At 70.6% G+C, this 13,003-nt stretch carries 11 protein-coding genes; 4 read left to right on the top strand and 7 right to left on the bottom strand.

Annotated elements, in window-relative coordinates:
- Positions 1–41: 41 nt before the first annotated feature.
- The 4 genes from AB0L37_RS09055 to AB0L37_RS09040 all read right to left on the bottom strand — a co-directional run bounded on the left by AB0L37_RS09055 (position 42) and on the right by AB0L37_RS09040 (position 2,837).
- The gene (locus AB0L37_RS09055) at positions 42–899 is read right to left on the bottom strand and encodes a fumarylacetoacetate hydrolase family protein (RefSeq protein WP_365501934.1); all 858 of its coding nucleotides are present in this window, start codon (positions 897–899) and stop codon (positions 42–44) included.
- A 133-nt stretch (positions 900–1,032) separates the two neighbouring features.
- Positions 1,033–1,803: a YidC/Oxa1 family membrane protein insertase gene (locus tag AB0L37_RS09050; RefSeq protein WP_365501932.1), complete on the bottom strand. Its 771-nt coding sequence runs from the start codon at positions 1,801–1,803 to the stop codon at positions 1,033–1,035.
- Positions 1,804–1,915: 112 nt separating this feature from the next.
- A complete protein-coding gene (locus AB0L37_RS09045; RefSeq protein WP_365501930.1) occupies positions 1,916–2,230 on the bottom strand; it encodes a DUF6412 domain-containing protein in 315 nt (104 codons plus the stop codon).
- 79 nt (positions 2,231–2,309) lie between these two features.
- Positions 2,310–2,837, bottom strand: a complete 528-nt coding sequence (locus AB0L37_RS09040; protein ID WP_365501928.1) for a helix-turn-helix domain-containing protein — start codon at positions 2,835–2,837, stop codon at positions 2,310–2,312.
- A gap of 183 nt (positions 2,838–3,020) precedes the next feature.
- Between AB0L37_RS09040 and AB0L37_RS09035 the strand changes: the two genes are divergently transcribed.
- Positions 3,021–4,457 carry an MFS transporter gene (locus tag AB0L37_RS09035; RefSeq protein ID WP_365501926.1) on the top strand — a complete coding sequence of 479 codons (1,437 nt, stop codon included), beginning with the start codon at positions 3,021–3,023 and terminating at the stop codon, positions 4,455–4,457.
- Here the strand turns inward: AB0L37_RS09035 and AB0L37_RS09030 are convergent.
- Genes AB0L37_RS09030 through AB0L37_RS09020 form a run of 3 tightly spaced genes read right to left on the bottom strand, consistent with a single transcriptional unit; the run spans position 4,414 to position 6,955 of the window.
- On the bottom strand, positions 4,414–5,946 hold the full coding sequence (locus AB0L37_RS09030; protein WP_365501924.1) for a sodium:solute symporter family protein: 1,533 nt from the start codon (positions 5,944–5,946) through the stop codon (positions 4,414–4,416). The two genes, AB0L37_RS09035 and AB0L37_RS09030, sit on opposite strands and share 44 nt — an antisense overlap.
- Positions 5,943–6,149 (bottom strand): DUF3311 domain-containing protein, encoded by a 207-nt coding sequence (locus tag AB0L37_RS09025; RefSeq protein WP_365501922.1) that lies wholly within the window; start codon positions 6,147–6,149, stop codon positions 5,943–5,945. Before AB0L37_RS09025 ends, AB0L37_RS09030 begins: the two co-directional genes overlap by 4 nt.
- 11 nt (positions 6,150–6,160) lie before the next feature.
- Positions 6,161–6,955 (bottom strand): class E sortase, encoded by a 795-nt coding sequence (locus tag AB0L37_RS09020; RefSeq protein ID WP_365501920.1) that lies wholly within the window; start codon positions 6,953–6,955, stop codon positions 6,161–6,163.
- Between the two features lie 189 nt (positions 6,956–7,144).
- Here AB0L37_RS09020 and AB0L37_RS09015 point away from each other — a divergent pair, with 189 nt between their 5' ends.
- The 3 genes from AB0L37_RS09015 (at position 7,145) to AB0L37_RS09005 (ending at position 13,003) form a co-directional block, all read left to right on the top strand.
- Positions 7,145–8,185: an SEC-C domain-containing protein gene (locus AB0L37_RS09015; protein ID WP_365501918.1), complete on the top strand. Its 1,041-nt coding sequence runs from the start codon at positions 7,145–7,147 to the stop codon at positions 8,183–8,185.
- A 233-nt stretch (positions 8,186–8,418) separates the two neighbouring features.
- Positions 8,419–9,975, top strand: coding sequence for an ATP-binding protein (locus AB0L37_RS09010; protein ID WP_365501916.1), 1,557 nt, complete (start codon positions 8,419–8,421; stop codon positions 9,973–9,975).
- A gap of 52 nt (positions 9,976–10,027) precedes the next feature.
- Entirely contained in the window at positions 10,028–13,003 is a 2,976-nt protein-coding gene (locus tag AB0L37_RS09005) for a Z1 domain-containing protein (protein ID WP_365501914.1), read from the top strand.

The raw sequence follows: 13,003 nt of genomic DNA, 5'->3' as shown, positions 1-13,003 counted from the left end.
GGGCAGAGCCCCGTGACCCGCGCTCCAGAGGGGGGTGACTGCTAGGCGTCCTTGAGTTCCTGCCGCTGCCGCCCGAGCCCCTCGATCTCCAGCTCCACCACGTCCCCGGACCGCAGGTACGGCTTCGGCTCGGGGCGCCCCATGGCGACCCCCGCCGGCGTGCCCGTGTTGATGACGTCCCCGGGGTACAGCGTCATGAACTGGCTGACGTAGCGCACCACTTCGGCCACCGAGAAGATCTGCTCCGCGGTGGTGCCGTCCTGCTTGAGTTCGCCGTTGACCCAGAGCTTGAGGCCGAGGTTCTGCGGGTCGGGTACCTCGTCGGCGGTGACGAGCCACGGGCCCAGGGGGTTGAACGTCTCGCAGTTCTTGCCCTTGTCCCACGTGCCGCCGCGCTCGATCTGGAACTCGCGCTCGGAGACGTCGTGCGCGACCGCGTATCCGGCGACATGGCTGAGCGCCGCCTCCGCCGACTCGACGTAGCGGGCCGTACGTCCGATGACCACGGCCAGCTCCACCTCCCAGTCGGTCTTGGTGGAGCGGCGCGGCACGAGCACCGTGTCGTACGGCCCGACCACCGTGTCCGCCGCCTTGAAGAAGACGACGGGCTCGGCGGGCGGCTCGGCGCCCGTCTCCTTCGCGTGGTCGTGGTAGTTCAGGCCGATGCACACGACCTTGCCGATCCGCGCCACCGGCGGACCCACCCGCAGCCCTTCGGAATCAAGGGCGGGCAGCTCCGCGGAGGCGGCGGCGGCACGGATCCGGTCCAGGGCGGCCTCGTCCGCGAGCAGCGCCCCGTCGATGTCCGTGACCAGGCCCGACAGGTCGCGCAGGGTCCCTTCGGCGTCGAGGAGCGCGGGGCGCTCCGCTCCGGCGGGTCCGACTCGCAGCAGCTTCATGAGGTAACTCCCTCTGTTTTCGGAGGAGCCTCCATGGCCCGGTGCGGCCGACAGCCATCGGAGGTCTGGTCGATCCTCCAAGTTCGGCGTCCAGTCCGCAATACCCCGTTCACGGACTGGACCCGCTCGTGCGTCAGACGGGCAGCGCGGCCCCGGCCCCGTACGGCATGTCCCGGTACAGGACGGCCCGTTCGATCGCGCTCCAGGTCGTCGACGTGACGACGTACAGCGCGGCGGCGAGCGGCACGACGCCGACCGTGAACAGCGTCATGAACGACATCAGCGGCATGAGCTTCGTCATCGCCCCCATGCCCGGCACCTGCGGCTGGTCGGGGTCGGGCGCCGGCGCCGCGGCCGCCGACAGCGCCATCTGCCGCTTCGTACGCCGGTAATTGAAGGTCGCCACGGCCGCGACGAGCACGAACAGCGCCACGTACACGAGCCCCTGCTCCCCGAAGAGCCCGCCGTGCGCGAGCGCGTCCTTGAACCGCCCGCCGAGCGGGGCCGCGCCGAGGGTGTGACCGAGCAGGGCGTTGGGCTCGCCGCCGATGCTGTTGTTGGAGAACAGGTGGTAGAGCAGGAAGAACGCCGGCATCTGGAACAGCATCGGCAGGCATCCGGAGAGCGGCGAGACCTTCTCCTCCCGGTGCAGCTCCATGATCGCCTTCTGTAGCGCCTCCGGGTTCTTCTTGTGCTTCTTGCGCAGCTCGGCGATGCGCGGCTGGAGCTTGAGGCGGTCGCGCTGGCCCCGGGCCCCGGCCCGCGACAGGGGGTGGACGAGGAGCCGTACGAACGCGGTGAACAGGATGATCGCGGCGGCCGCGGCCGAGGCGTGGAACAGCGGCTGGAGCAGGTCGGCCAAGTGCTCGACCAGGCTCGCGAAAACGGACATGAACGACGACATGGGTGAGCCCTCCGGGGGTCTCGTCGTGCCAAAACGGCGCCGGGATCGGAATCGATGCCGGCAGGGGATTCGGCGTGACGGCGCTGGAGACCCGCGCGGGAAAAAGGGGGCTCTAGACCGTCGGGACGAGACGTCCGGGCGCTCGGGGCCTGGTGCGCCCCGCGGCGTCGGGATCGCGCTGCGGCAGGAAGGCGGTGCGGTGCTCACGGTCGCGGATCGCGGTGCGCACCCTGGTGGGCGGCACGGCGGGCGCGGAGCGCGCGGCCAGCAGGGAGCAGACCGCGAGGGCGGAGCCCGCGGCCGCGGTCGCGGCGAGCGCGACGGCCCCGGCGAGGCTGCCGGTGTCGACGAGGACGGCCTCGACGAGGAGGAACAGCAGCAGGGCTACCGGGCGCAGGGTCGTGGACCAGGCGTTGGTGCGCGGCATGGGCTCCTCCTCTCGGCTGTCGGGCTCCCGGGCTCCGGGCTCTGGCTCCGGGCTCTCGGGCCAGTGATGCGGTTTCCAGTTATACAGGCTCGGTCACGATCGGCTGAAGCAGCCGTCGGGGTGCGAGCAGCGCCCGGCTGACCGGATCGGCGGGGTCCGGGTCGAGCCCTTCGCCCGGCAGCATCTCGACGTCCTCCGGCGGCACCAGGGTTCCGCAGGTCGCGCACTCCCCCACGACGCCGAGCGGGGTGCCGCAGGCGGCGTGCCGGAACTCACGCAACGGGGCGGTCCCGGAGATGCCACGGCCCCACGCGCCGAGCGCGCGCAGCGTCGGCCACAGTTCGCGCCCGCGCTCGGTGACGACGTACTCGTCGCGCGGCGGCGACTCCTGGTAGCGGCGTTTGTCCAGGATGCCGGCGGTGGTGAGCGCCTGGAGCCGGGAGGCGAGGACGGCGCGGGGGATGCCGAGGTGGACGAGGAAGTCGTTGTAGCGCCGCACGCCGTAGAGGGCGTCGCGGACGACGAGGAGCGTCCAGCGTTCGCCGACGATCTCCAGCGCGCGGGCGATGGAGCACTCCTGTGCCGCGTAGTCCTTGCCGAGAGCCATGGCCCCACTGTAGCCACTTTTCCGCGACTTGGTTCAGTCACCGAACCTACCGTGCTACGGTCATGCCGCCCGGTCAGTTCATTCACTGAACCTAACCAGTCGCTGAACCCAGCCATCGCTGAACCCAGCCACCCGCTGAACCTCACCACTCCGCTGAACCTCACCACTTCAGATGGGTCCGCCATGCAGCAGCCCGAACTCACAAAGCCCGCCCCGGCCCCCGCGCCCGCATCCGCATCCGCCACCCCTGCCGTCCGCCCCGCCGCCACCCTCGCCGTCACGAGCGCCGCGACCGCCGTGACCCTCATGACGTACACCGCCCCGATGATCACGCTCGCCGACACGGCGGCCTCCCTGCACACGGGGCTGTCCGCGCAGGCCTGGCTCCTGAACGGCACCCCGCTCGGGCTCGCCGCACTGCTCCTGGTCGCGGGCAGCCTCGCGGACGACTACGGGCGGCGCCGCGCGTTCGTGCTCGGCACGTTCGCGCTCGGCCTCACCACGGCGCTCGGCGCCCTCGCCCCGAACACGCTGCTCTTCACCCTCGCCCGGATCGCGCAGGGCGCGGCATCGGCGGCCATCCTCGCGGCGAGCCTCGGCCTGATCGTGCACGCGTTCCCGACCGCGGCGGGCCGGGTCCGCGCCACGGGCGTGTGGGGCGCGTTCGTCAGCGGCGGCATCGCGCTCGGCCCGCTGGTCGCGGGCGCCGTCTCCGACGCCGCCGACTGGCGCTGGTCGTACGGGGTGTTGGCCGCGGTGACCCTCGTCGTGGCGACCCTCGCCCCGAAGGCGCTCACCGAGTCCCGCTCCCCGCGCGGCGGCCGCCCCGACCTCCCCGGCGCCCTCACCCTCGGCCTCGCCCTGGTCGCCCTCCTGGCCGCGCTCACGCTGGGCCGCGACGGCTGGCTGCGCGCGCCCATCGCCGTACTGCTCGTCGCAACTGCCGTACTCCTGGCGGCATTTGTCGCCGTCGAGCGCCGCAGCACGACCCCCATGCTCGACCTCACCCTGCTCCGCCGCCCGCTCTTCCTCGCGTCCACGGCGGGCGCGCTCTTCACCGGCCTGGCCGTCATCGCGCTCTTCAGTTACGTGCCCACGCTCGTCCAGCACACGATGGGCGTGACGCCGATGGGGACGGCGGGGCTGTTCGTGATCTGGTCCGGGATGTCGTTCCTCGTCGCGCTCCAGGCCCGGCGGCTCGCCGGGCGGGTCTCGCCGCGCCATCAACTGGCGGTCGGTTTCGCCCTGCACGCGCTCGCCGTCGTGACGATGCTGGGCGCGGCGGGCTCGGGCCAGTGGACGCGGCTGCTGCCCGGCCTCGCCATCTCCGGCATCGGCAGCGGCCTGCTCAACGCCGCGCTGCCGCTGCTCGCCGTCGAGTCGGTCCCGGCCGGACGGGCGGCCATGGGCTCCGGCGCCAACAACGCGGCCCGCTACATCGGTTCGGCCGCAGGCGTCGCCCTGATGATCGCGGTCTCCACGTCGACGGGCACCACCCGGCACGCCCTCGGCCACGGCACGAACACCGCGCTTGTCGTCTCCGGCGCCCTGGCCCTCACGGCGGCCGGCCTCCTGCTCACCCTGCGGGAACGGCGTCCGGCGACCCGGCAGGATCACTGAGCGGGTCACGGGCGAGTACGTCACGGTCCGGCCGTTCGTCACGATCGGCCGGACCGACGTACGTCATCACGAGCGTGACCACGAGGTTCGCGGCGAGGGCGACGATCCCGGCGTTCATCCCGAAGACGGGATCGTGCTCACTGAACACCAGCGCGCACACGACCCCCACCCCCACGGCCAGCCCGCTCAGCGCCGCCACGAGACTCAACCGCCGCCACACAAGCCCCACGAGCAGCATCGGCACGAGCTGCGCCATCCCCTCGTAGGAGATGAGGGAGAGCCGTACGAGGGTGTTGGGCGCCGCATACGTGAGGACGAGCGCGAGCGCCCCCGCGACGACGACCACGATCTGCGAACCGGCCTTCTGCGGACTGCGGCCGCCACCGGGCGCGTCCCGCCACCGCGGCACGAGCGGGAACACGCTGCTCCCCCACATCGTCCCGATGACCAGCATGAACACCGCCATCGGCACGATCGACGAGAGGGCCGCCGCGACCCCGATGATGCCGACCGCCCAGGCCGGCAGCGAGTCGACGACGAGCTTGAAGAGCGCGAGGTTCGACTCGGCGCCGGTCAGCCCGGGGACCACGAACAGCGCCGCCATCCCGAGCAGCATCGGCACGAAGAGAAGGATGTTGTACGCGGGCAGCCACATGGCGTTGCGTCGCAGCCCGTCGGCGCTGCGGGCGCCCAGATACCCGGCGACGGTGGTCGGGAAGATGACGACGGTAAGGGCGTTGAGGAAGGTGGTCGTCGCGAACCACCCCTCCCCATAAGGCGATCCGCCGCTCCCGGGCAGCGTCAGCCAGGCGCTCTTCTCCTCGACGATCCGCCCCAGGAAGTCCCCGTAGCCGTCGAAGTAGTGCACGGGAACGTAGAGGGCGAGGAAGGCGAGCGTGACGATGACGAGCACGTCCTTCAGGACGGACACCCACGCGCTGCCGCGCAGCCCGCTCACCACCACGAACCCCGTGGTGACCGCGAAGCCGATGAAATAGGCCCAGTTGAGGCTGATGGCACCGTACGAGATCGTCGAGACGACCACGCCCATGCCCGTGATCTGCAACTGGATGTACGGCAACAGGAACACGGTGACGAGGACGGCGACGGCGGCACCGACCCACGGCCTCCCGTACCGGTGCGCGACCATGTCGGTGATGGAGACGAGCCCGTGTCGCCGCGCGTACGCCCACAGTGTCGGCCCGACGACATAGCCGACGGCGTATCCGCACGACATGTAGGCGACGACGTACAGCACGGGGGCGCCGAAGTTGTACCCCCAGCCGGCGGCGCCGAGGTACGAGAAGCTCGTGTACCCCTCGCCGGCCATCAGCACCCAGATGAACACGGCCCCGAGCGACCGCCCGCCCACGGACCACTCGGCGAGCCCGCCACCGCTGCCCTTTCCGCGCACGGCGAGCAGCCCGAGGGCGACGGTGGCGACCATGAAGACGCCGAACAGGGTGGTGGCGACGGCTCCGTCACTCATGACCGGCGCTCCTTCCGCGGCCGCTGGTCGCCTCGCCAGGTCAGCCAGACGGCGACGGGCGTGAGGAGGGTCGCGGCGAGCAGCCACGCGAAGAGGAACGGCAGCCCGAACACGACGGGCTCGACCCGGTTCACGAACGGGAGCGCGCCGATGTACAGCACGAAGGGCACGAGGAGCCAGAGGAGATGGGGCCGCTTGATCACGGGAAGGCAGCCTATCGGGGCGTCATCCGGCTGAGCTTCCCCCACACCACCAGCCGGTACTTGGAGGTGAACTCGGGGGTGCAGGTGGTGAGGGTGAGGTAGTACCCGGGTTCGCTGTACCCGGCGGACGGCACCACGCGGCTGCGCGGCACGGGGTTGATGACGCCCCCGTCGCCGGCGGACGTCCGGGCCAGACTCCTGTCGACGACGTACGTGTACGTCGCGCTCCTGGTCTCGACGCTGACGGTGTCGCCGCGCCGCAGCCGGTTGATGTACCGGAAGGGTTCGCCGTGGGTGTTGCGGTGCCCCGCCAGGGCGAAGTTCCCGGCGCGGCCCGGCTGCGCGGTGCCCGGGTAGTGACCGACGTAGCCGTGATTGAGGACGTTCGCCTTGCTGACGCCCTGCGCGACGGGGACGCGGAGGCCGAGGCGCGGGATGGAGAGGATGGCGTAGGCCTGGTCCCAGCGGGGGGCGGGGGTGCGGGGGCGGGGTGTGCCTGGGCCCGGGGTGCCCTTTTCTTCGGCGGACAGGGCGGGCCGGCCGGCGGGCCCGGAGGACGCGGGGCTGCTCGGCGGGGACTCCTCGTGGCCGGCCCCGGCGCCGCTCCCCGCCTCCCACTCCCGCTCCAGGGCCTGCACCTGGTGCCCGGCGTCGGCCTTGGCCTGCCGGTTGGTCCACCACAGCTGGTGCACGACGAGCAGAAGCAGGACGAGCCCGAGGGTGACGGCGACTTCGGCGCCGGTCCAGACGAGGCGGCGGGCACGCGGGAGCGGGCCGGGGCGCCCCTGGGCGACGACGCGAGGCATCCTCGTATCGCTGCTGGTCGTCCTCGTATCGCTCGTACGCCGCGGCACGCGCGCAAGATAGATCGCGCGGCCGCAATTCACCAGGCCCGCGCACACACGGGACGCCGGCCCCTGGCACCTGCCGTTCCCCGCCGGCCCGACGCGAACCATCCGGTCCGTCTCCCGCCGTCCGGCGCTACCGTGTCCTCCATGCGCCCCGACACGCCTGCCACGCCCGCCGAGAACGAGTCCGCCGACCACGTCGCGGAAGCCGAGCGCCTGGAGCGCACGGCGGCGATGTACCCCGAGGACGCCGAACCCCTGCTCCTCCAGGCCGCGGCCCACTACGAACTCGCGGGCGCCCGCGAGCGCGCGACGGCCCACTACGACGCCCTGCTCGCCTCGCCCGACGTCCAGGACCCGGCCCTGATCCGCGCCCTCAAGGCGTCGAACCTCTGGGAGTACGGCCACGAGGCCGAGGCCCGCGCGATCATCACGGGCATCCGCACGACGGCCCCGCGCGAGCCCGCCCCGTGGGTGATCGCGGCGGAGTCCCTGGAGTCCCACGACGAACTGGACCAGGCCCACGAGACGTTCACGGAGGCCCTGGAACTCCTGATCACGCAGTCCGAACGCGAATCGGGCGAACCTCCCTACGCCAAGCACCCCCTCCTCCTGGGCCGCCACCGCGTCCGCCGCCTCCTGGGCGCCTCGCACGACGACTGGGACGCCCTGGCCGACCGCGTCAACCGCGCCTCGGTCTCCCTCGACGAACTCCACGACCCGAAGCGCCTGTGGTCCCTCGGCTCCTCCAACCCGGCGGACCTGAGGGCCGAAATCACCCGCCTGCGCGCGGAGTTGGGCTCATACCGCGAAGCCCTCTCCCGCCCGTTCCCGGTGGCGGTCCTCCACTGGCCGTCGACGGAATACGCAGAACTCCTCTCGGCGTACCCGTCCCTCACGTCCGAATACCCGTCGTACGAGGCCCACTTGTCCTCAATAGAGGAATCGCTGAGGGAGCTGTCCGCCTCCGGAACGGGAAACCTGGGCATCGTCACGGGCACGGTGCCGTCGTACGAGGCATTCGCGGCATCTGAAGGCTCGTCCCCGGAAGACGTCTCGCTGCTCCCCCAGTACGCAACGACCCTGGCAGCCCGCGGCCGCGCTGCGACTTGGCCGCCGGCGGGGGACGGGGGGTGTTGGTGCGGGTCGGGAACCTCGTACGCGAGCTGCCACGGGGCTACGGCCTGAAGTCTTGAGCGGGACGGGTTCGGGCCGGCGCGCGCCGCCGTTCACTCCCTCCGACACACATCGCGCCGGGGAGCGTCGCAGGTCAGGGACGGGAGGCCCGGACCGACGTCTCGAGTTTCCGCACTTCAGAGCGCTATGTCGCACCTTTGCAGTACCGTCACAAGCACTGACTGAAGTAGTTGTCGGGCCGCTTTCCCCCACGCAGGCCCCGACCTGTGTGCACAAGGAATCACATGGCGTACCGATCCGGCACCGCGTGGCAGTACGACGTACCCACCACCGGAAGCACCCACCTCCCTCCGGACGCCGGTTACGGCAAGGCCCTCACGAACCAGGGATACGGGTTCGAGGTGGCCGTCGCGGACCTGATCGACAACTCGATCGACGCGGGCGCGGACGAGGTCGTCGTGCACTTCCTCCGCGACACCGACCGCATCCTGACTCTGCTGATCATCGACAACGGCCGGGGCATGGACGACGCCGGGCTCGACGCGGCGATGACCGTGGGCCGGCGCCGTGACTACGGCGCGGGCTCTCTCGGCATGTACGGGACGGGTCTGAAGGCGGCATCCCTGTCCCACGCGTCGTCGCTGACCGTGATCAGCCGCACCCGGCGCAGCCGGGCCGCCGGGCGCCGCCTGACGGCCGAGGGGATCGAGGACTCCTTCCGCTGCGACACGGTCGACGCGGGTTACGCCCAGGACATGGTGGACCGCTACGACGGCATCATCGAATGGCAGGGGACGGTCGTGCGCTGGGACGGGGTGCGCGCCTTCGCGACGGTCGCACGCGGCCAGAGCGAGACGTTCCTGTCGAAGGCGATATCCCGACTGGAAACCCACCTCGGCCTCTACCTGCACCGTTTTCTCCAGCGCGGCCTGAAACTGGACATCGCGGTGTGGGACGTGACCGGCGCGGGCGACGGCTTCGGCGAGGAGGTCGACCACATAGCCGTCGCGCCCCTGGACCCGTTCGGCTACAAGGTGCCGGGCCACAGGGGCTACCCCCGTACGTTCGCGGCGCCCGTGGAGGGCGTCGGCGATGTCGCGCTCACGGCGCATGTGTGGCCCGCGAAGTCCAAGCAGGCAGGATTCCGCCAGATCGGCCCGCTCGCCGACCGGCAGGGCTTCTACTTCTACCGCAACGACCGGCTCGTCCAGGCAGGCGGCTGGAACGACCTGCGCAGCGCGGAAGGACACCTGGTCCTGGCCCGTGTGGAAGTCGATCTGCCGGCGACGCCGAACAGTGTCTTCAGCCTGGACGTGAAGAAGGAGGGTGTCACCGTCACCCCTGCCTTCACGCTCGGCGTGGACAAGGCGGTCGACTCCCGAGGCGGTACGTTCCACCAGTTCCTCATCGAGGCGGAGGCGGCGTACCGCGACGGCGCCAAGCGCACCGAGATCGTCCGCAAGCCGGTCACTCCGCCCGGCAAGGGCCTCGATCCCAAGATCAAGCGGGTCATCAGGGAGGAGCTCCCCGAGAAGCCCGGCGAGGACCCGATCTCGTTCACCTGGTCGTCCCTGCCCGACGACGTCTTCTTCGCCCTGGACCGCGAGACCAACGCCATCCTTCTCAACAAGGCGTACCGCGAGGACTTCAACGACGGCCGCAGGGGCGGCTCGAACGACGCCCCCGTCACCAAGACGCTGCTCTATCTGCTTCTGGAGGACTGCTTCGGCCTGGGCCGCTGGGAGAAGGCCCGCCAGGACCGGATCGAGTACTGGAACACGATCCTGCTGGCCTCCGTCCGCGCGCAGCGCGAACGACGCGAGCGGGCGACCGACGCCTGAGCCGTTCCACCCCGCGCCCCGCCCCTTCACCCGAGGAAAGTCCGCAGCCACGATGACCACCGACGACGCCCTTCTCCAGATCCACACCGACACCCTCGCGGGTATGGGCCGAACGCCGCGCCACTTCGAGAAGTTCGCCGCCTTCGTCGCCGACGAGGACCACCCGGACATCGACCTCTCCGAGGACGTCTTCCGCACCCGCGTCCTCGCCGGCGACGAGCGGCTCACCGCCCTGTGGGGACGCCACCTCAACGACTGGGACTTCGCGCAGGACGCGCCCTGGGCACCGGACACCGCGCCCCGTACCCGGGCCCGCCGTGAAGCCGCGTACGAGAAACTGCGCCTGGGCGGCGACCTGCGCAAGGTGCTGGACACGGCGATACCGGTCTCCGAGATACCGGCCCCCACGGTGATCACCCGCGACTTCCCCGACTGGTACACGCCCGAGCGCGCCGCGGCCCGCTCCTTCTACTGGCGTGCCTACGAGGACAAGCTCCGCGCCAAGGGCTGGTCGGCCGAGGCGATCGCGAGCCTGGACGAGGCGAGCCGTGCCGTCGTCGAGCGCCTGGCCGACCCGGAGCAGCCCGCGGCCCGCCAGGTGAAGGGACTGGTCGTCGGTTACGTGCAGTCCGGCAAGACCGCCAACTTCACCGGCGTCACGGCGAAGGCCATCGACGCCGGCTACCGACTGGTCATCGTTCTCGGCGGCACCCTCAACATGCTGCGCGCCCAGACCCAGCGCCGTCTCGACATGGAACTGATCGGGCAGGAGAACATCCTGCGCGGGGCGGACCCCACCGATCTGGACTCGCTCGTCGGTGTGGACTACGTCGGTGACGACGACCCGGACTGGCCGAAGTTCGTCTCCCACGGCGGGCGCCCCTCCACCCGCGGCGCCTTCGACATCGAACGCCTCACGACCCGCGACGACGACTACAAGTCGCTGGCCACCGGCATCCGCGCCCTGGAGTACGAGAAGCGCGACCCCACCCGTCCGCTGCACGACCCGGCGAACCTGCACCACGCGGCGGCCCGCGTGATGGTCGTGAAGAAGAACAAGGCCGTCCTCAGCAAGCTGGTCAAGGACCTCAAGCAGATCAAGGCTCTCCTCGGTGAGCTCCCCACGCTGATCATCGACGACGAGTCCGATCAGGCGTCGGTGAACACGTCGAACCCCAAGAAGTGGCAGGCCGGCAGCACGGACCGGACGGCGATCAACGCCCAGATCTCCCAGCTGCTCTCGCTGCTCCCCCGCGCCCAGTACGTCGGCTACACGGCCACCCCGTTCGCGAACGTCTTCGTCGACCCGTCCGACGGCGAGGACATCTTCCCCTCCGACTTCCTGATCTCCCTGCCTCGCCCGGCCGGTTACATGGGCGTCCAGGACTTCCACGACCTGGACAACCCGGTGCCGTACGAGGAGCGCGACGTCACCAACTCCCAGGAGAAGGCGCACGTCCGCGGCATCTACGAGGACACGACGGGCGACGACCGTCTTCAGGAGGCGATGGACGCCTTCCTCCTGGCGGGCGCCCTGAAGCTGTTCCGCGCCGACCACGGCGTCCCGTCCGGCGCCTTCCGCCATCACACGATGCTGGTCCACGAGTCGGTCAAGACGGACGATCACGCGGAACTCGCGCTGCGCATCAACTCCATGTGGCACGAGGCGGGTTACTCCTCCACGGTCGGCCACGCGCGTCTCGCCGCCCTGTACGAGAAGGACTTCGGCCCGGTCACCGCGGCCCAGGAACCGGACATGCCGGTGCCCCCGTCGTACGAGGCGCTCAAGCCGTACGTCAACGGCGCCCGCCAGCGCATCGGATCGAGCGGGCGCCCCGTGATCGTCGTCAACGGCGACAGCGACCGCTACTTCGACCAGCTCGACCTGGACTTCAACGGCCCCGACGCCGTTTGGAAGATCCTCGTGGGCGGCACCAAGCTCTCGCGTGGCTTCACGGTCGAGGGCCTGACGGTCACCTACTACCGCCGCACCACCCAGCAGGCCGACACCCTGATGCAGATGGGCCGCTGGTTCGGCTTCCGCCCCGGCTACCGCGACCTGGTCCGCCTCTACATCGGCCGCGAGGAGTCCTACGGCCGCGACCGCACGGCCGACCTCTACGAAGCCTTCGAGGCGATCTGCCGCGACGAGGAACTATTCCGCGAGCAGCTCTCGCGCTACGCGGAACTGGTCGACGGAAAGCCCCAGTTGACCCCGGCTCAGGTACCGCCCCTGGTGTCCCAGCACCTGCCGTGGGTCCGCCCTTCGGCCCGGAACAAGATGTTCAACGCGGAGCTGGTGGAGGTGCGGTCGCCGGGACGCCCCATTGAGCCCGCCGTATATCCGCTGCGCGGCAAGGACATTGCGGCGAATACCGCTCAGTGGGAGCCGATCCTCTCCGCACTGGCATCAGGCGAGAGCAGAGAGTGCGCGCTAAGGCCGGACGACGCTGTCCGGCACTCCCGCAAGTTCGAGGCAGTCAGCACCGTAGTCCCCCACGCCACGCTGGTCAGCACCCTGGCAGGGCTCACCTGGGAGAACAACGGCCAGTTTGCTCCTCATCTGACCTACCTGGCTCAGCTCGACGGCCGACTCGCGAAAGTGGACGATTGGCTGGTCCTCGCTCCCCATCTGACCGAGCGGTACCGGCTGCCCGTCACCATCCTCGGACACGGCCCGTTCTCCGTCTTCCGGCGTAAGCGGCAGGCCGGCAAGGTCTCCTTCGGCCGTATCTCAGGTATGGAGCACCGCGCGTACGCCCAGCAGCTCATCGACCACGCGGGTACCGAAGCAGACACAGCACTCAAAGCACACCGCGGCATCGCTCTGCTCTACCCGGTGTTCGAGGCGGAAACCGATGCGGAAGTCAAAGCCGCCGCGTCCAAGGGGCGCCTCAATCCGGACGAGGTGGTCATGGCGTTCACCCTGATCCCGCCCAAGAACGCCATCGACTCGAAGCGCCAGCTGGTGCGGTTCCGGGCCAAGGACTCCAGCCTGCCGGATGTGGCTATCGTGGACGCCGACTAG

The organism is Streptomyces sp. NPDC052225 (assembly GCF_040679615.1).
Lineage (GTDB): Bacteria > Actinomycetota > Actinomycetes > Streptomycetales > Streptomycetaceae > Streptomyces.
Note: the sequence above shows the minus strand (reverse complement) of the source record. Positions and strands in the feature narration are given on the sequence as shown.